We start from the raw sequence: 25,734 nt of genomic DNA on the forward strand, positions 1-25,734 counted from the left end.
ATTTTCTCCAAGGTTGTCTCATTTCTCTTTGAGAAATAGGTGATAACTTGGGCATAGATATAATTATAATTTAGAACCGATCTTCTAGTTATTTATTTTTAAAAAGAATAATGTATTTTTTCTTAATTGGTTTAACGTTTTTCAATAAAAATTGATTTAATTTAAGATATTTATGTTATCATTTTAATGAAAAGTTTATTGAAGTGATTTTCTATATAGGGTTTTTTTAGAAAAAATCAAGTGTTCATGGATTTAGTAGTGAACTAGTGATATCCTCTCGTTTTTTCATTTAAAATGAAGATGTCATTATGTTATGTGATTATTATTAGAATGATAAGAAAATCTATGAGATAAGTATCTATTTTGTATAATAGATGTAATCAACTTGTTTTTAGCAATAGCATTATAATGAATTTTTTTGGATTGGATAATTATCATAACGTGGTAAGTCCAGTATTACTGATATAATGAAAGCTTATAACTTGATTATAAAAATCTTATAACTTGATTATAAGATGAAGAGGAATTTTATATTTATTATTGTATATAATTTATTTAATAATGATTATTAACATATACGTTGCTCGAAATAAATATATACTTTTATAATTGATTTTAGATAGTTCTATCTAGAGATAGGTTTATTCAATACGTATATATTCGCCTTAAATGACAAGAGAAATATTTTTTATAACGATAAAATGTATTCAGTAGGGGTATCTTTTTTTTAAACAAATGAGAAATAATGATTGAATCAGGTTTAATAATAATTTACATCAGTATTATTAGAATAATAATATAAGTTCTTTCTAAGATGAATAACTTACGGTTGACTCATGGATTCATTTTTTTAAATATATTTAGATATTTTTAGGTTATAAGCGGGAACTATTGGATATTGAATGGAATTACATTCTGCATCAATTAGGATTTCAGTTACTATTATACATTAGATTCTGTAAATAAAATATAATTATATAGTTTTATACTGTAATCTTTTAATACCCTAAATTGAGTATTTTTATTATATTTGATAAAGGTAAGATCAGATAGATATTTATTATTATTAAAAATTCACTTGAGGTAATTACGGTCCGTTATATGGATATAAGATATTTTTATATCAGTGTTTTTTTATATGATCGGAAATAGTATAGATTTTATGTATATCAGTGAATCAAGTTTTCGAGAAAAGATTAATTATTGCTATTAGGGTCTAGTAGTATACTATCACTTGATTAGAAGTTTCATTCGAATACATGTTGTGTATATCTTTTTTTCTATTTCTATGTGAAATAGCATGCTAATTAGTTTAGTTTATATTTTAACTGATCAGGATAACATGGGTGTGGATATAAGAAATTACTATATAATAGTAGCTACATATTATTTAGAAATGCAATAAGGCATCAATATATTATATTATCAGATAAAAAATATATCATATACATCTTGTAATCAGGATTCTTTTTGCCAAAGACGTATCACTACAAGAATAATCAACTATAAGGGTATAAATTACTTTAATATGACTAGGTTAAAGTATAACTAGCAGTCTCTTTTTATCAGGATAAAAACTGATTGAATAGAAAAATGTTTTTTCAGAAAGTAGGCTATTGCTAATTACCTTTCATATCATTTTAATTTTCCAAGTTAAGTGAATAGACAGAAGCAGTGGAACCAATTGAAAAGCAACTTCTTTCGTGACTATACTTCCGAGCGCAAATTATTTGTACGTCGAGAGTTAATTGCTTTTTTAGGTATTTTACTTCTATCATCTGTATTAGTTAGCAACCTTTATCTACTTCAAATCATCCGTTATCGAGATTATAGTACTCGATCTAATGCCAATCGCATCAAATTAGTGCCAGTAGCTCCAAGCAGAGGTATGATTTGTGATCGCAATGGTGTCTTGCTTGCTTTTAATCGAACAATTTATCAACTGGAAATAGTTCCAGATAAAGTTGATAATTTGTCATTGACTTTATCTCAATTACAACCAATTTTTGATTTGACTCATGAAGAGCTTAATCTTTTTTATAAAGAAAAAAAACGTTTACGGCATTTTTCCTCAATTGTACTTAAAACTAATCTTACTGAAGTTCAAATTGCTCGATTTTCAGTAAATCAATATCGGTTTAATGGTGTAGTGATAGTAGGTTGTCAGCAGAGATTCTATCCTTATGGTGCTATTTTGACCCATGTTCTTGGGTATGTATCAAGAATTAATAATATTGATATCAAGAGGCTTGCAAAAAAAGGGATATGGTCCAATTATTCAGCAACTCACAGCATTGGTAAATTAGGTATTGAACGTTACTATGAAGATGTCTTACATGGTCAATCGGGGTATGAAGAGGTTGAAGTAAATAATCATGGACGAGTGATTCGTCAATTATATGAAAAAGCACCACAAGCTGGTTATGACATTTACTTAACTATTGATTTAAAATTACAACAATATATTGCAACGCTTCTGGCGGGTAGTCGAGCAGCTGTAGTGGTTACTGATCCTAGTACTGGAGAGGTTCTTGCTATGGTATCGACTCCTAGCTATAACCCCAATCTTTTTGTACAAGGCATTTCTAGCCAGCAGTATAGCCTCTTACTTCATGATGAAAATCGTCCTTTAATTAATCGTGCAATTCAAGGGACGTATCCACCAGCCTCAACAGTAAAACCTTATATTGCGATTTCTGCCTTAAGCTCTGGTATAATTTCACGCAATACTACTTTATTTGATCCTGGATGGTGGAAGCTTCCGGGAACAAACAAACGATTTCGTGACTGGAAGCATTCAGGTCATGGACATCTTGATATTATTAAATCTATAGCAGAGTCTTCTGACACTTTTTTTTATCAAATTGCATATGACATGGGAATTAATCGTCTTAGCGAATGGATGAAAAAGTTTGGTTATGGCGCTCTTACCGGGATTGATTTACAAGAAGAGTCTTCTGGCATTATGCCTACTCGTGAATGGAAAACTACACGTTTTAAGATTCCTTGGTATCCTGGAGATACTATTCCGATTGGAATAGGACAGGGTTATTGGTCTGCTACACCCATACAAATGAACAAAGCTTTGATGATCCTTATTAATGATGGAATGGTTAAAACACCCCATTTATTAATGGAGGTGATACAGGGAGAAAAGACTGCTTTATGGCAGAATTTACCAAGTAATGGCATGGTTTGTGTAAATAGCGAATATTGGAAACTAGTAAAAGAGGGAATGTATAATGTGGCTAATCAGATTAATGGTACTGCTCGTAAGCATTTTTCAGATGCACCGTATAAAATTGCTGCTAAATCTGGTACAGCACAGGTATTTGGTCTTAAAGAAATGGAAATTTATAATGCCACTAGATTAACTGAACGTCTTCGTGATCATAAAGTTATGACTGCGTATGCTCCATATACGAAACCACGTATAGCAATTTCTGTAATTTTAGAGAACGGGGGCAGTGGATCCGAAATTGGTAAAATTACACGTCAAATTTTCGATTATATTATTCTTGGTCATCATCAAGTGAAATCTCCCACCGTAAGTGCAGGTTGATTAGATAATAAGGATCAGTGATTTATGATAACAAACAAGCAATCATGGAAAAAAGCTTGGAATCGTATTCATCTCGATCCAATTTTATTTTTTATAATCGTTTTGCTTTTAGTATTTAGTGTACTGGTTATGTGGAGCGCTAGTGGTCAGAATGTAGGTGTGATGGAAAGAAAGATTATTCAAATTACAATCGGTCTATGTGTAATGATAATAATGGCTCAAATTTCACCGCGTGTTTATGAAAGCTGGGCCCCTATTTTATATATAATCTCTATTGTATTACTAATTTCAGTAACAATATTTGGTCAAAGTAGTCAGGGCGCACAGCGTTGGTTAGATCTAGGGATGATACGCTTTCAGCCATCTGAATTAGCTAAAATCACTGTACCTTTGATGACAGCACGCTTTATTAATCGTGATATTTGTCCTCCTAGGATTATTAATATTATCATTACATTAATAGTTATTTTGATTCCATCACTGTTAGTTTTTGCTCAGCCTGATTTAGGTACTTCAATCCTTATTACTGGATCGGGGTTATTAGTATTATTTTTATCAGGAATGAGCTGGACTGTAATCATGATATCGGTATTAAGTATTGTAGCATTTGTTCCAATTTTATGGTTTTGTTTAATGCATGAATATCAGAGAAATCGAGTTATCATGTTGTTGTGTCCTGAAAGCGACCCTTTAGGAGCTGGTTACCATATTATTCAATCAAAGATTGCTATTGGATCTGGTGGGTTACCAGGAAAAGGGTGGTTGCATGGTACTCAGTCTCAATTAGAATTTCTACCTGAGCGTCATACTGATTTTATTTTTTCTGTATTAGCGGAAGAATTAGGATTAGTAGGAGTTTTGTTTTTACTGTTATTATATGTTTTGTTGATTTTGCGTGGATTAGTGATCGCAGCTCATTCTCAGACAACATTTGGTCGAGTGATGGTTGGTGGTAATGTATTAATTTTTTTTGTTTATGTATTTATTAATATAGGAATGGTAAGTGGTCTTTTACCAGTTGTAGGCGTTCCTCTACCTATAGTGAGTTATGGTGGATCTTCACTCATTTCTTTAATGGCTGGTTTTGGTATTGTGATGTCCATTCATACAAACAGAAAAATGTTATCTAAAAATTTATAAGTATTATGATTGTAGATTGGTATTTATAATTCAATTGGAAAAAGTGCATAATATTTTAATGGCATATGAATAATGAGCATTCGTGAAAGATATTACTATATGGTTAATAATGTTTCTAATAGGTGCTGAATATTGCAGAGAATACATAGTCTTTAATTTTAGTTTTTATACATGCAAATCACCTCCTTAATACAGAAAAATCAAGTAATACGTTAAAAAGAAAAGAGGTTAAGTGTATTAAAACGTGTGATGATACTGATTTTTTAGAATTTATCTTTAGAAGATAAGCGTGAGTTGTATGTACTTATAATTGTTATATTTTTAGTTTTTTTATATTGGTTTATTTGAAAGAAATAACTCTGTGATAAAGAACATGATTTCAGTATCAGTTCTAGTTTTATGTGATTTACATACATTGAGATTACGAGATACTTTACTTATATTCTTAAATTTTTCAATTACATACAGGTATTAGTGGATTATAAATGTTGTTCATAAATGTTTATAAGTAATAGAAGATTGATTAGAGTAGTTATTATTAGATTAAATCTTTTATTGAATTCAATGGGATTTAATCTTTTAAACTATAGTGATATTTAGCGCATATATACTAAAAACTTGATAAGAAAAGATAAAATAGAAAGAGTCTGGCTATTTTCTTAGTGACAATTAAGCGATATAATTTATTTATTATAGTTGCATATTTTTAATATTATAGTTGCATATTTTTAATTAATCTTCTTGTGATATTTTATAATTGATTGAAATTTCTATAGGGATTATTGACTGTTGTGAAGAGTTTTTTTGACAAGATAGTTTATCAAATGTGTTTAATATTTATATTGTTATTCTAACAATCGCGTCAAATATTGTTTTTAATATTGATGATTTAATTTATTTTTATATACTATCTAGAATTAATGTTCTATTAAGATATAACATATTTTAATGCATTATTTAGTAGTTCAGAGAATGTTATTTTATATTGTACTATCAAATATAGATATATGACGATATCTGACATTATCCTTTTACTTAAAAAGTATTAATATTTTAAGGCTTGATATTGATATATAGATAAGGTATCGCTTGATTCATTAATGATTTTAATATAAATTATTAAGTTAATATGTCTTGTGGATTGTGGGGATAGACATGATTGTTTATATTAAAAATATTATATTTGTGTCATGTAAAAAATAACACTATAGTCTAGTAGTCTAGTGTTCAGATGATCCAGTGATCCAATTATTTCAATACTTTTAGTATCATAAGATTATTTTTTATTTCAAACTGTAAGCCCTATTAATTGATTTCTAATGAATAGAATTATTTATATAGTTTGAAGATCAACATTATGATGGTTTTATATTTTTTAGTTTTTTTATATGTAAATTAGACTTATACATCGGGTTAAGTTATATATTGTATTCTTTAGAAGTAATTTTTTCACAGAAAAGACGTATTTATAGATGATGTAATAAATAACTCGTTATGCAATTTTGTCTATTGATCATTATTTTTCTATTAGAACAGTTATGTATAAGGTAATTTATGAGTTTAAAATGTGGCATCGTTGGTATGCCAAATGTTGGTAAATCTACTTTATTTAATGCGTTAACTAAAGCGGGTGTTGAGGCAAATAATTTTCCTTTTTGTACGATTGAACCTAATAGCAGGATGGTTCCTTTACCTGATTTACGGCTTCATCAACTAGCTGGAATTGTACAACCTAAACGCATTTTACCTGCTATTATGAATTTCGTAGATATTGCCGGTTTAGTTCAAGGCGCCTCTAAAGGAGAGGGGCTTGGTAATCAATTTTTAAGTTATATCCGAGATACGTCAGCTATTATACATGTTGTGCGCTGTTTTGAAGATGAAAATATTCTTCATATAAATAATAAGGTTGATCCTGCTGATGACATTGAAACAATTCAAACAGAATTAGTCCTATCTGATTTGCATACGTGTCAACGCGCCCTTCAAAAGATACAGAAAAAATCTAATAGAATTTCACCTGTTGAAAAAGAACAAGTTCTCCTTGAAAAATGTTTATCTCATTTATCTCATATTGGCATGTTGCGTTCTTTAGATATGAGTACTGAAGATAAGTCTATTGTTCGTTCTTTAAATTTTTTAACTTTAAAACCAACTATGTATGTTGCTAACGTTAATGAGGGTGTTTTTAAAAATAATGCATATCTAGATACTGTATACAAAATTGCAAAAAGTGAGAAAGCAGTAGTGGTAACCATATGCGCGGTTGTCGAATCAGATCTTGCTCAGATGGATAAGATAGAGCGCCAGGAATTTATGACTTCTTTAGGCATGAAGACAACAGGATTAAATCGTATTGCTCAAGAAAGTTATGATCTATTAAAATTACAAACGTACTTTACGGCTGGTATAAAAGAAGTTCGTGCTTGGACTATTTTAGCTGGATCTACAGCTCCACAGGCTGCTGGAAAAATTCATAGTGATTTTGAAAGAGGATTTATTCGTGCGCAAGTGATTTCTTTTGATGATTTTATTTCTTGTAAAGGTAATAAAGGTGCTAAAGAGTCCGGTAAAATGCGATTAGAAGGAAAAAGTTATATCGTACAAGATGGAGATGTAATAAATTTTTTGTTCAATACATAGTGTATATTATTAATAGAATAATCATTATTATGAATGCATAAGAACTTAGAGATTTTACATGGAGTATGTAAAATACTTATTACATAAATGATTTTTTGTGTTTTTAATGGTTTTAATTATGAATGAAATAATATATTCTAATCCATAGTTGTTTAGATTTTTTCTCATAACTTATTTAATTAATATAAAAATGATTGTTTTGTTGATGAATTCTTAATTCTATTGATTTTATTTTTTTATATGCAAAGAAAAGATGTATTTTGTCATTTTTATCAAATAAAATACATTATATTGTATGTTAATATTGTAAAAATTAGAATTAATTTAATAATCTTTTTTAAAAATAAAAATCTTCGTATCGTTAATTATAATAATATAAATAATGAATTGGTATCTAATATTATAGATATACCTATTTTATAGGTTAGGTTATTTTCCTAAATAACCAAGAAAGGAACTTGGTATTTGACTACAAGATTAGATCTTATTTAAGATATAAATATTTCTTATAATATGAAGATGCATAATAGAGCAAATAGAATTTAATTCTAATGCAGAGAGATTATATATTTTATGTATAGTGTGTTTATATTTAGGACGACAAAATTTATTGATTAGAGAGATAGAATTATTACATTATTATAATATGTTTTACGATTTTATTTTCATAACTAACAATGAGTTTATGTGAAAAGGTTTACGGGAGGATACAGAAAAGATAAGATGATATCTTTAAAATTAAATGAGATGTTAAGCTTATATATTACTTATGAGTTAAAACCAAATAGACTATTTTTATCAATTTTCCATAAATTTTTATTTTGTAATATATGTGATGATAAAAACTTCTTTTTAGAGAAGAGAAGTAAAGGTGGTGAGAAGGTAATAGATTAAATGATATGTTGTAAAATAGATTAAAATAAGATAATAAATAAAAAGTTTTAATATTCTATTGCAAGATTTATTATGAAGAGGGACCCTATTGCAGGATCTTATAAATGTGATTTGTGTTTATTATTTGTCAATAAAGTAGAAAGAAGTTATCCTTTATAACAAGATGAAGTATATTAGTTTTTGCATAAAAGAATCCTAACAATGTATAACTATATATTTTGTTCGTAGAGAAATATAGTAATTGAGATAATATCATAGTTATTATTTATCATGAAATAAGAATTTCTTGATGCTTTAATATAATAATATATACAAAAATTTGTTACGGTGTTAAATTTAAAATAATATTTTATGTAGTAAATTAGAATAATAATATATATAGAAACTGGCAGTTGATTGCCAGTTGAATCCATATAGTTTTAGTATTAGATCACTTATTATATTGATATCACCTAAGTCCATATCAAATTTTAGGACATATTCATAATAGGTTTCACGAGAATAAAAGAAAATTTCTCAGTTTGGTTTCTGAATTTTTATTAAAGCTTGTTAAGCAACAAAAACAAAACTAGGAATAATTTTTTTTACAGTAATACATATTTTTTTGGGATAGCTTCTTTATAATTTTTTTATAGGGAAGAGTTGAATATGTATGATAAAAAACGTGATAGAAAAGTAAATATCATTATATTGATATTTATATCAGGTCTTTTCGTAATCAGAGAAAAGATTTATAGCAACCTTTTTCTAATCACCGCCTGCATGAAAAATGTGTTACGACATTTCATGAAATGATGTCATTAGTAGCTTTAGTATGCGATGTTTATTAAATGAGCCTTTTATCGAAAATTTTAATATACTTATATGTAGGATTTTTTTGCATAATATTTAATAAAGTTCACTTATTGGAATACCATGAGAGTTGGAAATATTTTCTAATATTTATCTCATTCTGATAGAGATAGTTGAGAAAGAGAGTTCAAGATATCAGCGATACAATAATAAGATAAGTAACTGGTCTAATTATCAAGTTATTCATAGAATTTTTTAGAAAAGGATGGTTATATCTCATTTTCTTTCTCAGTATGGCTAGAATATCAATGTTAGTTTCTAAAGTAACATGTTGCTGTTCACTCAAAATTTTTAACAGTGGTCCTTGATTTATACCAAGCCGGTCTTATAACTTAGATGTGCACTATAAAAATATCATAGTATACCTATGTTAGGTCAGGGCAATCATAGATATTGGGAAGAATAACAAGATTTTATTGGTTTTTAAGATATTAGTTAAGGTGTCGTTTTCCATCTATTTCTTATGTTTAGTTAAGTATCTCATATTAACTAGCAGTATTAATCTTGGGTTTTTTTTATTGTTTAGTTTTTGGATTTTATGGACATAAAAGTAAGATTAGTTTATTTCAATCAGTTTTAGTTTAGTTTCATAGTGTTTACTAATTTTTAGTATAAGGTAAAAACATTCAATTGTATCATGATGTATTATCATAATACTTTTTATTAAATATTTAACATGCATAATTATTTAATAATTTCATTACATAAGCTTAAGATTTAGTGTTTTTGTGTACATTATGATTATAAAGAATATTTTGTATGAAAATGATTAAATCATTTTAATCATACTGTTGATAGAATATATCAATTATATAAGTAGTGACAAGATTATTTACAGCGGCATTATTTGATCTAAATTAGGATAATAGTTTATAAAAGATAAGAATCTTAGCAACGTTTTTATAGTTTCATAAGTGTATTTTGGTTTATTGTATGTAAATCTTTTTCTATTTTAGATCATTGTGATATATCTACAGAGAAGTGGATTATAAAAGGATGGATGATTATTTAGAGTTTTTCTGATGATAATCTACATTCCATTATATAATATCTGTAATTTTCCATAACGATAGAAACGGATGTGAAGTTGAAGATTTTACTAGATTAGTATAAAGCTAAGATCCTTAATCATGATAGTAGATTTTATGAAAAATATTAATCCAATAGAAACTCCTGCTTGGAAAGATTTACAACAACATTTTAAAAAGATGAAAAATATCAAAATTATTGATCTTTTTAAACATGATTCTAAACGTTTTACTTCTTTTTCTATAAAGTTTGAAGAGGAACTTTTGCTGGATTTTTCAAAAAATCTTATTACAGAGGAGACTCTGGAGAAATTACAAATGTTAGTGAAAGAAACCGATGTGCGAGGTGCCATTCAGTCCATGTTTTCTAGCAAAAAAATAAACCGTACTGAAAATCGTGCAGTTCTCCATATAGCATTACGTAATCGCAAAAATACGCCAATCTTTCTTGATGGTCAAAATATTATGATTGAGGTAAATGATGTACTTGTAAAGATGAAATTATTTTCTGAGGCCATTATTAATGGTAAATGGAAAGGTTTTACTGGAAAATCTATTACTGATGTGGTGAATATTGGTATTGGAGGTTCTGATCTTGGTCCTCGTATGGTAACGGAAGCACTTCGTCCGTATAAAAATCATCTTAGGATGCATTTTGTTTCTAATATTGATGGAACTCACATTGTTGAAACATTAAAAGAACTTAGTCCTCAGACTACTTTGTTTTTAATTGCATCAAAAACATTTACTACACAAGAAACTATGAGTAATGCTTATCATACGCGTGAATGGTTTTTAAAATCCGGTAAAGAGAAGGATATAGACAAGCATTTTGTTGCCTTATCTTCTAATGAAAAGGGAGTAAATAAATTTGGTATTAATAATCATAATATGTTTAAACTCTGGGACTGGGTAAGCGGTCGCTATTCGGTATGGTCATCGGTTGGTTTATCTATTATTCTTTCTATTGGATTTGAAAATTTTGAGCAATTTTTAAGTGGTGCTCATGCTATGGATTGTCATTTTTTTAATGAACCAGACGAAAAAAGTTTACCAATATTACTTGCTTTGATTAGTATTTGGTATAACAATTTTTTTGGCTCAGAAACTGAGGCGATTTTTCCATATGATCATTATATGCGTTATTTTTCTAAATATATTCAGCAAGGTAACATGGAGTCAAATGGAAAGTCTATTGATCGCACCGGAAAAGCGGTTTCTTACCAGACTGGTCCGATTATTTGGGGTGATATAGGAACTAATGGTCAGCATGCATTTTATCAATTGATTCATCAGGGGACTAAGTTAGTACCATGTGATTTTATTGCACCAGTTATTTCACATAATCAACTTAGCAATCATCATGATAAACTGATATCACATTTTTTAGCGCAAACTGAAGCTTTAGCTTTTGGTCAATCAATTCGAATGACAGAAAGAGATCACGCCCATATTGGACAAGATTTAAAACTTCTTCAGGATATTTCTCCTTATCAACGGTTAGAGGGAAATCGTCCTACTAATTCCATTTTAATACGTTGCATAACCCCTTACAGTCTCGGCCTTTTAATGGCATTATACGAGCATAAGATTTTTACTCAAGGTATCATTCTTAATATTTTTAGCTTTGATCAGTGGGGGGTTGAATTAGGTAAAAAGTTAGCTAATCGGATTCTTTCAGAGCTTTCTGATATTAATGAGGTTAATAGCCATGACAGTTCAACTAACGGACTTATTAATACTTATAAGTCGTGGCGCTAACGATTGAAATACGATGTTATGAGAGGTTTTTCTATTTTTAATAATTTTCTTCTTACAAAGATTTTTATAAATCTTTATTTGTAGTGTTTTCTATTTATAAGTAGTAATAAAATTACTGAATATTTAGATATTATTTCTATTAACGTTGTTTCGATATGTTATGTAATTAAGCCCAGGTGAAAAAGCACATATTTATGTTAAAAGAATTTAAGGTTATTTGTGTATGATAATCAATAATAGGTTCTTTTTTATAAATGAAATTACATAGAAAATTTTTTATTTTGTTTTAGAATATGTTATTTTTTCAGAATAAAATTCTGATAAAGTCATGCTTACTATATAAGGATGCAGCCAGATAAATAATTGTTCCAAATCGTTATATAGTACTTCAATATCATATGCAGTTTTAAATGCTGGACTTCCGCCTGGCATTAATTCAGAGGAATGTATCATAAATTCGACATAGTCTCTTCCATTTCTTAGCGATGTTTTTACTACATCTATCATTTGTTTTACATTCCCTCCAGAAGGACGGAGCCAGTGTACTGTCGGATTATGTTTTTTTCCTCGCAAATAATGATATATTATTTGCAGTTGGTTGATTAAATTACTGTGTTTGTATTGAATACTCATTGGCACTTCTAATAGAGAAGTGCTTCCGGGTTTTGAAATATTTTTTTCATCGATAAAATAAGAATAATCAGGAAACATATTGTAATCAGTACCACCCTCTCCTTTAGGGTCTCCTATGGTTTGTTTCCAGTTAACGCGCGGAGTAACAGAGCAATCTACTTGATAACCTTGTTCTATGAGAATTTGAGCATATTTTATATTAAATGCCCAACGACCTGCTCGATGGGATCTCATTTTAATTTGTAAAGTATCTTCTAATAAGCCTGTTATGTATATGATTTTATCTCGAATAATCTGTTCAGGGTATTCGATAAGATAAGGTTGATGCTGTTTATCATCCCCTGTTAGATCGTATAAAGGTGGATTATTACACGCATGTAAATGCATACCTATTTCGCCTGTATTTTGTCTAATAATATTTCTGGAGAATTCAATATATTCAGGGTTTATAATCATTTCATAATTAGTAAGCCAAGTAGGTTTGAATTGATATTTCTCACATAGCTGTTGAAATCGAGGTAAAAAATAGGTATTTTTTGTCATGATTTGATCATGATTATTCCAAAGATTATCACCTTCTGTATCAACAGTAATGAGTAGTGCGGGTAGATTCATTGTTCCTCTACTATTAAGATAAGATGCGCTATGTAGAATATTATGCAAAGTTAAATATTTAATAATAAGTTTATATATCTTCTTGGATAAGAAGTTATTCTATATATAGAATAAGATTATAATATTTTGATGACTATGGGTAGAATATACGTCTACCATCTTAGGAATAGTGTTTTAAAAAATTATTTATTAATATTATGTCTATAAGATTCATGTCATTTTATTTTGTCATTTAGATTACATCAGCAAGGTGTGTGAATGAAAAGATAGTTACAATACGCAGAAATTATTATTTTTCTATATTTTTATTAATATAATTAGATAATTAACAGTTCTTCTGTAGGGAGAAGAAAGAAGAACAACGATATGATAGTAAGGTATAATTTTATTATCATTATAATTGAATTTTTTAAATTATAAGATAATGTTATTTTTTCACATCATGTGAGTAATCAGAATCCGTGTTCTTTAAAAAATCCCGTCAGATAAGATAAGAATCTTCATCTTGATTATGAATCAATTACTGTATTAGAAATTGTTATCTTAGGATTATTTGTTTATTATTGATAGTTTTATTTAAAAGATAATATGCTTGCATAGCAAGTGGATTTATTTTATTTAAATTAAACCAGTATTTTTTCTTTCTTTAAACATTTTCAGTAATATAACTAGATTTATGGGTAATAAGAAGTATATGAGTTTTTAGACTAGTCTTCATTACTTAGAGTCTTATTTATGTTACTATTGTTATAATATTATGTACACATGACTCCAATGTTAGTGATGAGTATGGAATAACCTATTATTCTTCTAAGTAATAACAGGCATGGCTGGCAGTAGTGTTTAGTTTCTAAGAGAGAAAAGGAGATGTTTTCTATATATTCAATGTAACTAATTTTGAGAATATTCAATGTAACTAATTTTGAGAGTGTTTGTTTACTCATTCTTTTAAGTTTGTTGATTCTTAATCAGTTGATCTGATGAAGACAAGCCTAGCGTATTTGATTTTAGACATAATTTATTGCATATAGAGTTAATAAGTGATTTAAATATTGATTTAAAAGATCGGTTTGTTGATATAGTTTTTAGAAAAATATTTTTTAATTGTATATTTAAGTTGTCTAATATTGATTATCATGGGTTAATTGATCTTTTTATACATTATTTCCAGGTTATATACATTTCTCCTGGAGATTTTTTTAGATATTTCAAATATTTTACAGTGATTTTATTGGCTTCAAATTGAACTCAAGATCTGCATTACTAAGATTCAATCAGCCGGCTAGTTTAGTAAGTTTGATACGATAACGAGTGAGGCTTATTGATCTCGTTAACTTTTTCTCTTGTTCTTCTTTAGAAAGAGAATTTATTTTCTCAGAAACGCCTCTGATATGGACATTATAATTTTTGCTTTAACTCAGATGATTACACCATATCATAAAAGTATTTAAGAGAATATTTTAAATATAGGAACAGTTATGATTTTGAATACCTTGCTCAACAAGTATCATCATCGTATAAATGATGTTCTTCATCAACACATTATGCAACTTCCATTTAAGAATATCTCTTTAGTCAGAGCAATAGAGTATGCTTTATTGTCGGGTGGTAAGCGCTTGCGTCCTTGTTTAGTATATGCTACTGGAGCTATGTTACATGTAGAGGAAACTGTTCTCGATGTACCAGCAGCAGCTATTGAATGTATACATGCATACTCTTTAATTCATGATGATTTACCTTGCATGGATAACGATGGTTTTCGTCGTGGTCATGCAGCTTGTCATATTGAATTTGGAGAGGATATAGCTATTTTAGCTGGTGATGCATTACAATCTCTTGCTTTTTCTATATTAAGTGAGTCTCCAATGTCTGGTGTTATACCCGAAAATCGGATTTCTATGTTGTCTGAGCTATCTAGCGCTAGCGGTGTAAGAGGAATGTGTGGAGGTCAGGCTTTCGATCTATCGATTATAGATAAAGAACGGTTCACATTAAAGGAGTTAGAGCGTGTGTATCGATATAAAACTGGAATATTGATTCGTGCAGCGGTTCGTCTCGGTGCCTTGGCAGCTGGAGAGATTGGTGTTGAGATTATGCCGTTTCTTGATAGATTTTCTAATATTATTGGTTTAGCTTTTCAGATACAGGATGATATTTTAGATTTTATCAGTGATAGGGAGTCTATTGAAAAAAAATTAGAGTCTGATCAGAATTTTAGTAAGAAAACTTATCCATTGCTAGCTGGTTTAGCTAATACAAAAATTAAGCTTCAGAATCTACATCAAAATGCGCTTAGTGAATTAGAAATACTTTCTAAACAATCTTTTAACACGACTTTATTAGAGGGTTTGGTACATTTTATTATTGAGCGCGATATATAACTTTTAAATGAGATAACGATGAGCTTTGAACCTTATAAATATCCTACACTTTCTTTAGCAAGTACGGTAGAAGAATTGCGGCTACGACCAAAAAGTATTCTTCCATTACTTTGTAAGGAGTTAAGGGAGTATTTGCTTGCAAGTGTTAGTTGCTCTAGTGGTCATTTAGCTTCTGGATTAGGAGTAGTGGAACTAACAGTTGCTTTGCATTACGTTTATAATACGCCATTTGATTCACTTCTTTGGGATGTTGGTCATCAGGCGTATCCACATAAAATACTAACTGGTCGTCGTGAAAAAATAGGTACAATTCGACAGAAAAATGGATTACATCCTTTTCCATGGCGTGAGGAAAGTGAATTCGATGTCTTAAGCGTAGGTCATTCGTCAACTTCGATTAGTGCTGGACTTGGCATAGCTGTTGCTGCGGCTAAAGAAAAAATGGGTCGGAAAACCGTCTGTGTGATTGGTGATGGAGCTATTACTGCTGGGATGGCGTTCGAAGCCATGAATCACGCTGGTACAGTAAAGGCAGATCTTGTAGTTGTTCTGAATGATAATGAAATGTCAATTTCTGAAAATGTAGGTGCTTTAAATTCTCGGTTAGCTAGGATTTTATCAGGTGAAACTTATTTCCGTGTCTGTGAAACTAGTAAAAAAGTTCTTAATGGTATATTCCCGATTAAAGAATTATTTAAACGAACAGAAGAGCATCTTAAAGGTCTGTTGATGCCTGGTACATTGTTTGAAGAACTTGGTTTTAATTATATTGGCCCTATAGATGGTCATGATATAGATACACTTGTTTTAACTTTACGGAATATTCAGACCTTAAAAGGTCCTCAATTTTTGCATGTAATAACGAAAAAAGGAAAGGGATATTCCCCAGCAGAAGATGATCCTATTACTTGGCATTCAGTACCTAAGTTTGATCCAGATAGAGGTTTATTTCCTAAAAATACGGGAGGTCTTCTTAGTTATTCTGAAATTTTTGGTGAATGGTTAAGTGAAACTGCATCTACGGATGATAAAATCATAGCTATTACACCAGCTATGCGAGAAGGGTCGGGAATGGTTAAGTTTTCACGTGAATATCCAGAACAATATTTTGACGTAGCAATTGCTGAGCAGCATGCAGTAACTTTTGCTGCTGGGTTGGCTATTGGCGGTTATAATCCAGTAGTAGCAATGTATTCTACTTTCTTACAACGTGCATATGATCAAATTATTCATGATGTTGCGATTCAAAAATTATCGGTATTATTTGCAATTGATCGTGGTGGGATTGTAGGGGGAGACGGACCAACTCATCAAGGAGCATTTGATCTTGCTTTTTTACGCTGTATTCCCAATCTTGTTATTATGACACCAAGTGATGAAAATGAATGTCGTCAGATGTTGTATACTGGTTATCACTATCAAGATGGACCTAGTGTAGTTCGCTATCCACGGGGTTATGGAACCGGGGCGTATTTAGAATCGCTATCTTCTCTTCCTTTGGGGAAAGGAGTAGTTAAGCGACGAGGTGAAAAGATAGCGATTTTAAATTTTGGAGCGTTATTATCTCAGGCGATGATAGTTTCTGAAACACTAAATACTACTTTAGTTGATATGCGTTTTGTTAAACCATTAGATGATACGCTTATTTTAGAGATAGCAGAAGAGCATCAAGTAGTCATTACTCTTGAAGAAGGAGTGATAAAGGGTGGAGCTGGTAGTGGTATTAATGAGTTATTTATGGCTAAAAGAAAAAAAATATTAGTTTTAAATATTGGTCTACCAGATGAATTTATCCCCCAGGGAGATCAGAATCAGATTCGGATGGATTATCAGTTAGATAGTTCTGGTATTCAAAAACAAATTATGGATTGGCTAGGACCAGACTTACATCTCATTTAAGTTTATATTTATATTTCAATATCTGATTAAGTGATGATCTTCTTAAGAAGGGAATGAGTTAGCTTTATTGATATAGTGAAATAATTTTGTATCAGGGTTATGAGTATAGGTGATGCTTTATTTTATTTTTTTCACAAACCTGTATACAATCATTAGTATTGAATAATAATATCTTTTCAGTTATGAAATTTTTTAAAAAAAGGCCAAGATTATAAAATTATTGATTTAATAAATCAATTTATTATTAAAAAGTATGATTTTATTATTTGATTTTAGATCAAGAGTTTATAAGATCGCCATATGAGTTTTTGTTAGAACAGATAATAACCATGGCTTTTTAACAATTTATTAAGGTTTTAAATTCAGTAGTCTAAGATGAATTGTATATGATATTTGATCATTTCATAAGATCAAAGGTTCTTTAAACATAAAAGGAAAGGAAATCAGAATGGTATTAATTTTGAGAAGCAAACACCAGACATATATGTCGGTATGTAATGTTAAACAGTTGAATAATATAGATAACATTGTGTGCATAACATTATGATTTTTGTATATATAGAATATGCGTGTGTACTAATCTACCAGTTAAATAAATAGAAAGAAGTACGAAATTATTTATGTGTAATCTATCTATATAGATGGTAGAGCACATTGGTCCTGGATTAAGAATATTATTCTATAAGAAATTTAAGTTGTATGTATTGGATATTGTTTTCTGAAACATATAATTTTTTTACTGCAACCTGGATCTCTTAGATTATTGAATATAGTCAGAAGAATTTATCAAAGTAGTATTGATGTGATATATGTATATATAAATATGGCTGTAAACGTATGGTTTACAGAGGGATACCATGTTTCTATTGTTTTGAAAATCTTAGTTATGATGTTATCAGATAAAATATTTTAAAGAAGGAGAATTAGTGTATAGTTAATAATATAATCATGTCTCGTTATAATTTAATGCGTTCAATAAAGAATTTTTCACAATTTTTCAAGAGATTATGCATCTATTATGACTTTTTTAAATGAAATTTTTTCTTATAATATAAGAGTCTTGTTTACTTAAGTTAAGTCAGAGATAGAGACTACATTGCATTTATTTTTATTAGGAGTCAAGTTATGATTGATCCAAAAAAAATTGAAATGTTAGCCAGGAAGGTTCATAATGCGATGCCAATTAGCATTCGTGATTTTGGTTATGATATTGAAACAAAAATACGTCAGACACTGCAAGCGCAGCTTGCTCGATTAGAGTTAGTCAGTCGCGTAGAGTTTGATGCTCAGGCAGAGATTTTATTGAAAGCGCAGGAGAAGCTGGTTATTCTAGAAAAAAGATTGTCTGAGTTAGAAGAGGTGAAGAATGATCAAATATTAAATAAAACATAAATAGAAGATAGTTTGTAACTTTTTAAAATTTTTATTTCTTGTATTAAAATTTAGAAGGATGGGTCTTGATGTAAGTTAAAACCATAATAGGTTGTTTGATTTATCTAAATTAAATTATTGAATTTTTCTATATTCTTTTATTTTTTCTATTTTTCCTCTTATCTTTGTGAAGATAAGGTCAAGATCTTTGGAATAAAAATCTTTTACAGGATGGTTTTTGGTCATCTCAATGCCATTAGAATTCATTTTTTAAGATTATTAAAAACAGTTATGATGCACAATGCTTGGTAGGAGAGCATTAATATCATTATACAATAATAATTAATATATATAGGCTTAGAATGAAGTGTCGATCATTACCTTAGATCTTAATCAGAGATTATCAAATCGTTAGAAAATCTTAATATATTATATTTGAATGTTTTAGGCATTAACGTTCTTTTGATAAAGAAAAAGTGTATGCGATATACATCAATTACATAAAAGTTAGTTACAGAATACCTGAATATAAAAATATTTTTTTAGTATATTGAGATATACTGAATAATTCATATTATATATTATATATTTTGTGTTTAAGATCTGATTTAGTCAATTTAGTGGATTGAATCAAAATAATGAATTGATATTTTTGATTATATTATGAATCAATATGTTTGTAGAGTTTATATGATATAATCATGAGCTATTTTCCTGTAAAAGTTAGTTGTATAAACTATATTTACTTTATGTATCTGTATAATTATAAAAAATAAAAAATTAGTTCGTAAGATAGAATCTTTAGACATAATCTATAAAATTAATGAGAGATAGTTTAGTAGATCTTGAGCAGTTATTAAATTTTTTGGTTAAAATTTCAAGATCATATATAAGAGATGAATAGGTTTTAGATATATTAAATTGATCTATGATTAAGCGATCTTAATGGGCTTCTAACCTAACTTTAATATTATATGTTATCACTGCCTAAGTGATAGATTGGATTGATTTGTTATCGGTTAGTTTGTGCAATCATTTCAGTTGGTTTAATAACTTATTAATAGAATGATATTCTGAGTAAGCCATAATATTTGAGTATGCTTAAATTTACATTTAGATTGAAATTTGAATTGAAAATAGATATGATATAGTAACTGGAATCATTTATGATTTGGATTGATTATAGCATTATTGCAATCATTAGTTTTTCTTCTTTTGTGAGTCTTGCGCGTGGGTTTATTAAGGAGGTGTTTTCCTTATTCACTTGGTTTTGTGCAATTTTGATAACTAATCGTTACTATTCTCACCTTGCTATCTTGTTTACAGGTTTTGAAAATGAAATTATACGTAATGGTATTTCTATTATGTGTATTTTTATAAGTACTTTGATTGTAGGCTCTTTTATTAACTCTATTATAGGTGGGTTAGTTTCTAAAACTAGTTTTTTAGCAGTGGATAAGGTTTTAGGAGTTTTTTTTGGTGGATTACGAGGTATATTAATTTCTGCAGGCATATTGTTTTTTCTCGATACTTTTACTAGTTTTTCTAAACTCCCAGACTGGCAGCAATCTCAGTTAATTCCCTATTTTAATTATATTATTGAGTCGGTCGTGGCTTATTTAAAAAATAAAGCAATTTTTTATTAAGACTCGGGCATCACAAGGCCAGATTATGAGGGTATATCAATATGTGTGGTGTGGTTGGGATCGCTGGATTTATGCCTGTTAATCAGTCTATCTATGATGCGTTAACTATGCTTCAACATCGGGGACAAGACGCTGCCGGTATCGTAACTATTGATGCAATGAATTATTTTCATATGAGAAAAGGCAACGGATTAGTAAGTGATGTATTTCAGGTTGCTCATATGAAGAGAATGAGTGGTAATATGGGTATTGGTCATGTTCGTTATCCTACATCTGGGAAATGTAATGCATCTGAAGCCCAACCTTTTTATGTGAACTCTCCATACGGAATTACGTTAGCCCATAATGGGAATCTTACTAATGCTCTTTCATTACGTACTGAATTATTTCAAAGTGGTCATCGACATATTAACACTAGCTCAGATTCTGAAATTCTTCTGAATATTTTTGCTCAAGAACTAGATTGTTTTGAATCTTATCTTCTTCACGCAAACAATATTTTTTCAGCTGTTTCTTCGCTTCATAAAAAGGTACAAGGTGCTTATGCTTGTGTTGCAATGATTATTGGTCATGGGTTAGTTGCTTTTAGAGATCCCCATGGAATTCGCTTATTAGTTCTTGGACAGCGCATTATAGACGATGGGCGTGTTGAGTATATGGTTGCTTCTGAAAGTGTAGCACTAGATGCATTAGGGTTTACATTACTAAGAGATATCGAGCCCGGAGAAGCGGTGTATATAACAAAAGAAGGAGAGTTATATAGTCATCAGTGTTCTGACGATCCAAAGTGTACCCCATGTCTATTTGAGTATGTATATTTTGCTCGTCCAGATTCATGTCTCGACAAGATTTCTGTATATAGTGCTCGTGTTCGTATGGGCACTAAACTTGGTGAAAAAATTGCGCGTGAATGGCAAAATATCGATATTGATGTAGTCATCCCTATTCCTGAAACATCTTGTGATATAGCTTTGGAGATAGCACGAATTCTTGACAAACCCTATCGACAAGGTTTTGTGAAAAACCGTTATGTAGGTCGTACTTTTATTATGTCAGGTAAGAACTTCCGTCGTACTGCAGTAAGACGGAAGCTAAATACCAATCGTGCAGAATTTTATGGAAAAAATGTATTACTAGTAGATGATTCTATTGTTCGAGGAACCACTTCTGAGCAAATTATTGAGATGGCTCGTGAAGCAGGTGCGCATCAGGTGTATTTAGCATCCGCGGCTCCAGAAATACGTTTTCCCAATGTATATGGGATTGATGTTCCCAGTGTTACAGAGTTAATTGCTCACGGACGAGATTCTAATCAAATTTGTGATTTAATTGGGGCTGATGGATTGATTTTTCAAGATCTTACAGATCTTATTAATGCAGTACGAGAAGACAACCTAGATATTACTTCATTTGAGTGCTCTGTATTTAATGGTATTTATATTACTCAAAATGTTGATCAGAAATATTTGTCATATTTAGAAGAATCGCGTATTGATTATTCTGAGGATTTACAAAATATTAGCGAGGTAGAGAATTTAGAAATATATAATGAGCTTTAAGAATATATATCTATATAACAGTTTTATTTTATTTAATACAATGGGATTTTATATTTTTTATTTCTGATATTTATTGTATTTTCTGTAAAGGGATCACTGTTGTTTTATTTTTTTATGTGATATGAGCATGCTATATATCGTTGATTTTTGGTGAACGTGATCATATCAAATTAGGTAAGTAGTTTTTTTAGGTATTAATTTATTCATCATATGAAGATACACTAATAATAGTATTATTTTTTATATTATTGGTTAACAGATTAATAAGTTCTTTATCAAAGCTAAACTATAAAAAATAATTTGATTAACATTTTTTGTAATTTTTTAGTATTTCTAAATGAGTTCTAGAATATTAATTTCAATATATATTATAGATTGATTGTATGGCTTGTAACCAAGCATTTCACTGTATCTATTAAAGATCCTGGTTTTTATTTGAAAATCATATTGATTTTTTATTTTCTTTTAATTTGAATCAATATTTGGTAATATTTTAAATAAGAATTGGATATAGAAAGGTAATTCATTCTCAAGATCGGACTTAGGATATATGGCATGCAACGATTGATCGTGGGTATCTCTGGTGCAAGCGGAGTAATTTATGGTATACGAACTCTACAGGTTTTACAGAATATTGATGAAATTGAAACTCATCTAATTATGAGTGAATCCGCAAATCGTACATTGCTTCTTGAAAGTGATTACTCGGTAAGTGATGTTCATGCTATGGCGGATGAAGTGCATGATGTGCATGATATTGCAGCTAGTGTATCTTCTGGATCATTTCAAACTAGTGGGATGGTTATATTACCTTGTTCAATAAAAACCCTATCGGCTATTGTGCATAGTTATCATGATGGCCTCATGATTCGTTCTGCTGATGTAGTATTAAAAGAAAAGCGTCGTCTAGTCTTATGTGTGCGAGAAACTCCACTACATATTGGACATCTTCGTTTGATGATTACAGCATCGGAGATAGGTGCTGTAATCATGCCTCCAATAGTTTCATTTTATCATCGTCCTCATAATATAATGAGCATTATTGATCAAACAGTAAACCGTGTTTTAGATCAGTTTAATATTAAAATAAAGAATGATCTTTTTATTCGCTGGGGAGAGAAATAGCTAAACCAACTTTAATTACTATATAAATAATAATTTATTTTATAGATTTTGATTGAATCTTAATCTTATACATAAGATAGATCTGTAAGAACTTGGTTAAGTGTATATCTATACTGTTCTCTAAACAGTACTAGCATGATTAGTTTAAACTATAAGAAGAGTAAAATAGTATATTAAATTGTTTTGTTATATACCGTAAGTTATTTATTCTTCTATCTAAAAAAAAATAATATTTAAGGTGATTGAAATGGCTATTTACAAATAAATGAACATAGTAGATTTAAATTTCTTTAATCTTTTTATTTTCTATATAAGATGATATCTTTATTTTAACAACTCGTTTTTTTATTAAAGAGTGTTAAGTTTAATCTTAATTAAGTAGAAAAGGATTATGTATCAATTTATATCAGATATCATTTTATTATATCAAGGTATAATATGGTATTATATAGTTTATTGGTTAACAAAGCAATAACCCAATTAGATATCTTAGAATTAAATAGCGACAGGAGATTTATTTTTTTATTTTTTATAATATAAAATAATTTAATAATTTTATTTAATAAATGGTTCGATCCTAATCGATAGAAGAAGTTATTATTTTTATAATTTATTTAATTGATTTAGATATATGATTTCTTGTTAAATACTACTTTTATATAATAAGAGTATGTTCTTTACAGAGAAAAATGAATTTTTCTATTCCATACTTTTTAATTTGAGATATTAATGATTTATTTTTTTCTTGTTTCAGAAGAAAAGTTACTTGTATAAATTAGAGATTATTTTATCTAGTGTTATATATTATGTGTTATGTATTTACTTTTCTAGATTAGTCTATACATAGATAGACTAGTTATGTGATTGCTATATCAGATTGTGTTCTTAAAATATGGTTTATATTTTACACAACTCTTTCTAAATAGAATTTTTTTATTCAGTAGGTTATAGTATTATAGGTGATTTATCTAAATAAATTATCTTCAATATTTTTTTGTAGATATAATTACTTCAATGACATGAAGTAAGTTTTATTTAGCAATAAGATTAGATATATTTTTATATAAAATTCAGATAAGGATAAAATTGATTAATAATGGAGTTTTTCTTTTAAAAGAAAATTAAGACAATTATTGTGGCTAATGATTGTGGATAATGAATAGATTTTACATATTTCGTATTTATATCATGCTAACCTACTGGTTATAGGATAGCTATAAGACGTATGCGTGCTATCGGTGATGAAGGGGTAGTGGTTAAATGAAAAAGATTTGGTTAGTGTTATTGGGTTTGTTTTGGACAGTAAACGTTACAGCTTCTGAATTTATAAATGGTCAGCATTATATCACATTAGATAAGGCTATTCCTGTTGAAGCTCCAATAGTGGAATTTTTTTCATTTTATTGTCCTCATTGTTATCAATTTGAACAAATTTGGCCTATTGGTGATGTTGTAAGAAAGAACCTTCCTCATCCTGTTAAGATCATAAAGTATCATATTGGATGTTTTGGCGGCAACATGGGTTACGCTTTAACACGTGCATGGGCGATTGCTATGGTTATGGGGTTAGAAAATAAAGTTACTTTACCTATTTTCCATGGGATTTTGTATGATCAAACTGTCACTGATGAAGTTTCTTTGAAAAAAGTTTTTATGAAAGCTTCTGGAATAAAGTCAGCGGAATATGATGTAGCGTGGCATGGTGATCAAGTAGAATACTTAGTACATAAACAAGAGAAAATTGCAGAATATGTCGGTCTAAAAGGGGTCCCAACGATGTTAATTTATGGAAAATATATGATTAATAATAGTGAGTTAGATTCACGCTCTACAGAGGTTTATTTGCAACAATATTCTAATTTGGTGCATTTCTTACTCACCAAAAAAGAATGAATGAGAGAGTAAAACGATAGTATTTTTGATATATGGATATCATATTTATATTACAAGGTAACTTATAAATAGTCTGATATTTATATATTGTTTTTATAGAAAATATTATTAAAACTTAATCAGTTTTTAGCTGTATTGAATTTTGTTTATAATTGTTCTTATTCTATATTAAACTGGGTATGTATGAGTTATTTAGGTCAAAATATTACTATGGTTGTCTTTTTTAGAATGAACATTTTTATTCAAATAATACTAAAGTGATTAAAAACATATATAAATTGTCATAGATATGATTTTTATAAATCATTAATTATAGTATTCATTTATTTATAATAAATTGTAAGGTCTAAGTCTAGAAGATTATAGATATTTTAAATTAGAATTCAATAATTTGGACTTGATCATGGTAAGAATGATTATCTTTATTTCTATTCATGTGGAATTTTTTCTGTAGTTAGAACATGACATTGTAAAAAAGACGTTGGTTATTTTTTTTATTTTTATTCATCATATGTGGTTTATTTACATAAAATAAAGGATTTTAAAGTTTCAGTGATCAAAGATCTTTCTGTCAAAAATAGATATTTTTTATTGTATTTAGCTAACATAAAATGTTTAAATGAATTATGTTTATTATAGAGAGATGCAATATAATTTTCATCCTCTGATTATTTTACTTTAATACGATTAATTAAGAATGTCTTGAGTATTAAATTTATAAGTGATTAGGTA

The 25,734-nt window shown here is 29.0% G+C and carries 12 protein-coding genes; 11 read left to right on the forward strand and 1 reads right to left on the reverse strand.

Going from position 1 to position 25,734, the window contains the following annotated elements; genetic code table 11:
• The first annotated feature begins 1,684 nt into the window (after positions 1-1,684).
• From mrdA to pgi, 4 genes are all read left to right on the forward strand, one after another.
• The gene (mrdA, locus tag HACICURV3402_RS01120; protein ID WP_157992527.1) at positions 1,685-3,562 is read left to right on the forward strand and encodes a peptidoglycan DD-transpeptidase MrdA; all 1,878 of its coding nucleotides are present in this window, start codon (positions 1,685-1,687) and stop codon (positions 3,560-3,562) included.
• A gap of 24 nt (positions 3,563-3,586) precedes the next feature.
• On the forward strand, positions 3,587-4,702 hold the full coding sequence (gene mrdB, locus HACICURV3402_RS01125; RefSeq protein WP_157992528.1) for a peptidoglycan glycosyltransferase MrdB: 1,116 nt from the start codon (positions 3,587-3,589) through the stop codon (positions 4,700-4,702).
• A gap of 1,554 nt (positions 4,703-6,256) precedes the next feature.
• Positions 6,257-7,345 (forward strand): redox-regulated ATPase YchF, encoded by a 1,089-nt coding sequence (gene ychF / locus HACICURV3402_RS01130; protein WP_157992529.1) that lies wholly within the window; start codon positions 6,257-6,259, stop codon positions 7,343-7,345.
• A gap of 2,891 nt (positions 7,346-10,236) precedes the next feature.
• Positions 10,237-11,880 carry a glucose-6-phosphate isomerase gene (gene pgi / locus HACICURV3402_RS01135; protein ID WP_157992530.1) on the forward strand — a complete coding sequence of 548 codons (1,644 nt, stop codon included), beginning with the start codon at positions 10,237-10,239 and terminating at the stop codon, positions 11,878-11,880.
• Between the two features lie 276 nt (positions 11,881-12,156).
• Here the strand turns inward: pgi and HACICURV3402_RS01140 are convergent, their stop codons facing one another.
• Positions 12,157-13,128, reverse strand: coding sequence for a polysaccharide deacetylase family protein (locus HACICURV3402_RS01140; protein WP_157992531.1), 972 nt, complete (start codon positions 13,126-13,128; stop codon positions 12,157-12,159).
• Between the two features lie 1,478 nt (positions 13,129-14,606).
• Here HACICURV3402_RS01140 and ispA point away from each other — a divergent pair.
• From ispA to HACICURV3402_RS01175, 7 genes are all read left to right on the forward strand, one after another.
• Positions 14,607-15,509, forward strand: coding sequence for a (2E,6E)-farnesyl diphosphate synthase (gene ispA, locus HACICURV3402_RS01145; RefSeq protein WP_157992532.1), 903 nt, complete (start codon positions 14,607-14,609; stop codon positions 15,507-15,509).
• 18 nt (positions 15,510-15,527) lie between these two features.
• Positions 15,528-17,408 (forward strand): 1-deoxy-D-xylulose-5-phosphate synthase, encoded by a 1,881-nt coding sequence (dxs, locus tag HACICURV3402_RS01150; RefSeq protein ID WP_157992533.1) that lies wholly within the window; start codon positions 15,528-15,530, stop codon positions 17,406-17,408.
• A gap of 1,125 nt (positions 17,409-18,533) precedes the next feature.
• Positions 18,534-18,800 (forward strand): ubiquinone biosynthesis accessory factor UbiK, encoded by a 267-nt coding sequence (gene ubiK / locus HACICURV3402_RS01155; protein WP_157992534.1) that lies wholly within the window; start codon positions 18,534-18,536, stop codon positions 18,798-18,800.
• A 1,145-nt stretch (positions 18,801-19,945) separates the two neighbouring features.
• Positions 19,946-20,425, forward strand: coding sequence for a CvpA family protein (locus tag HACICURV3402_RS01160; RefSeq protein ID WP_157992535.1), 480 nt, complete (start codon positions 19,946-19,948; stop codon positions 20,423-20,425).
• A 41-nt stretch (positions 20,426-20,466) separates the two neighbouring features.
• Complete coding sequence (gene purF / locus HACICURV3402_RS01165; protein WP_157992536.1) at positions 20,467-21,984, forward strand: amidophosphoribosyltransferase; 1,518 nt, start codon at positions 20,467-20,469, stop codon at positions 21,982-21,984.
• Between the two features lie 555 nt (positions 21,985-22,539).
• Positions 22,540-23,109 carry a UbiX family flavin prenyltransferase gene (locus tag HACICURV3402_RS01170; protein WP_157992537.1) on the forward strand — a complete coding sequence of 190 codons (570 nt, stop codon included), beginning with the start codon at positions 22,540-22,542 and terminating at the stop codon, positions 23,107-23,109.
• Positions 23,110-24,369: 1,260 nt separating this feature from the next.
• Positions 24,370-25,002, forward strand: coding sequence for a DsbA family protein (locus HACICURV3402_RS01175; protein ID WP_157992538.1), 633 nt, complete (start codon positions 24,370-24,372; stop codon positions 25,000-25,002).
• The last annotated feature ends 732 nt before the right edge of the window (positions 25,003-25,734 follow it).

Origin of the sequence: Candidatus Erwinia haradaeae (genome assembly GCF_900698925.1) — a bacterium.
Taxonomy (GTDB): Bacteria; Pseudomonadota; Gammaproteobacteria; order Enterobacterales; family Enterobacteriaceae; genus Erwinia_E; species Erwinia_E haradaeae_I.

Excerpts from the sequence above, each read along its gene's own strand:
- mrdB (WP_157992528.1), top strand. The coding sequence starts at position 3,587 with ATGATAACAAACAAGCAATCATGGAAAAAAGCTTGGAATCGTATTCAT.
- ychF (WP_157992529.1), top strand. The coding sequence starts at position 6,257 with ATGAGTTTAAAATGTGGCATCGTTGGTATGCCAAATGTTGGTAAATCT.
- pgi (WP_157992530.1), top strand. The coding sequence starts at position 10,237 with ATGAAAAATATTAATCCAATAGAAACTCCTGCTTGGAAAGATTTACAA.
- HACICURV3402_RS01140 (WP_157992531.1), bottom strand. The coding sequence starts at position 13,128 with ATGAATCTACCCGCACTACTCATTACTGTTGATACAGAAGGTGATAAT.
- ispA (WP_157992532.1), top strand. The coding sequence starts at position 14,607 with ATGATTTTGAATACCTTGCTCAACAAGTATCATCATCGTATAAATGAT.
- dxs (WP_157992533.1), top strand. The coding sequence starts at position 15,528 with ATGAGCTTTGAACCTTATAAATATCCTACACTTTCTTTAGCAAGTACG.
- ubiK (WP_157992534.1), top strand. The coding sequence starts at position 18,534 with ATGATTGATCCAAAAAAAATTGAAATGTTAGCCAGGAAGGTTCATAAT.
- HACICURV3402_RS01160 (WP_157992535.1), top strand. The coding sequence starts at position 19,946 with ATGATTTGGATTGATTATAGCATTATTGCAATCATTAGTTTTTCTTCT.
- purF (WP_157992536.1), top strand. The coding sequence starts at position 20,467 with ATGTGTGGTGTGGTTGGGATCGCTGGATTTATGCCTGTTAATCAGTCT.
- HACICURV3402_RS01170 (WP_157992537.1), top strand. The coding sequence starts at position 22,540 with ATGCAACGATTGATCGTGGGTATCTCTGGTGCAAGCGGAGTAATTTAT.
- HACICURV3402_RS01175 (WP_157992538.1), top strand. The coding sequence starts at position 24,370 with ATGAAAAAGATTTGGTTAGTGTTATTGGGTTTGTTTTGGACAGTAAAC.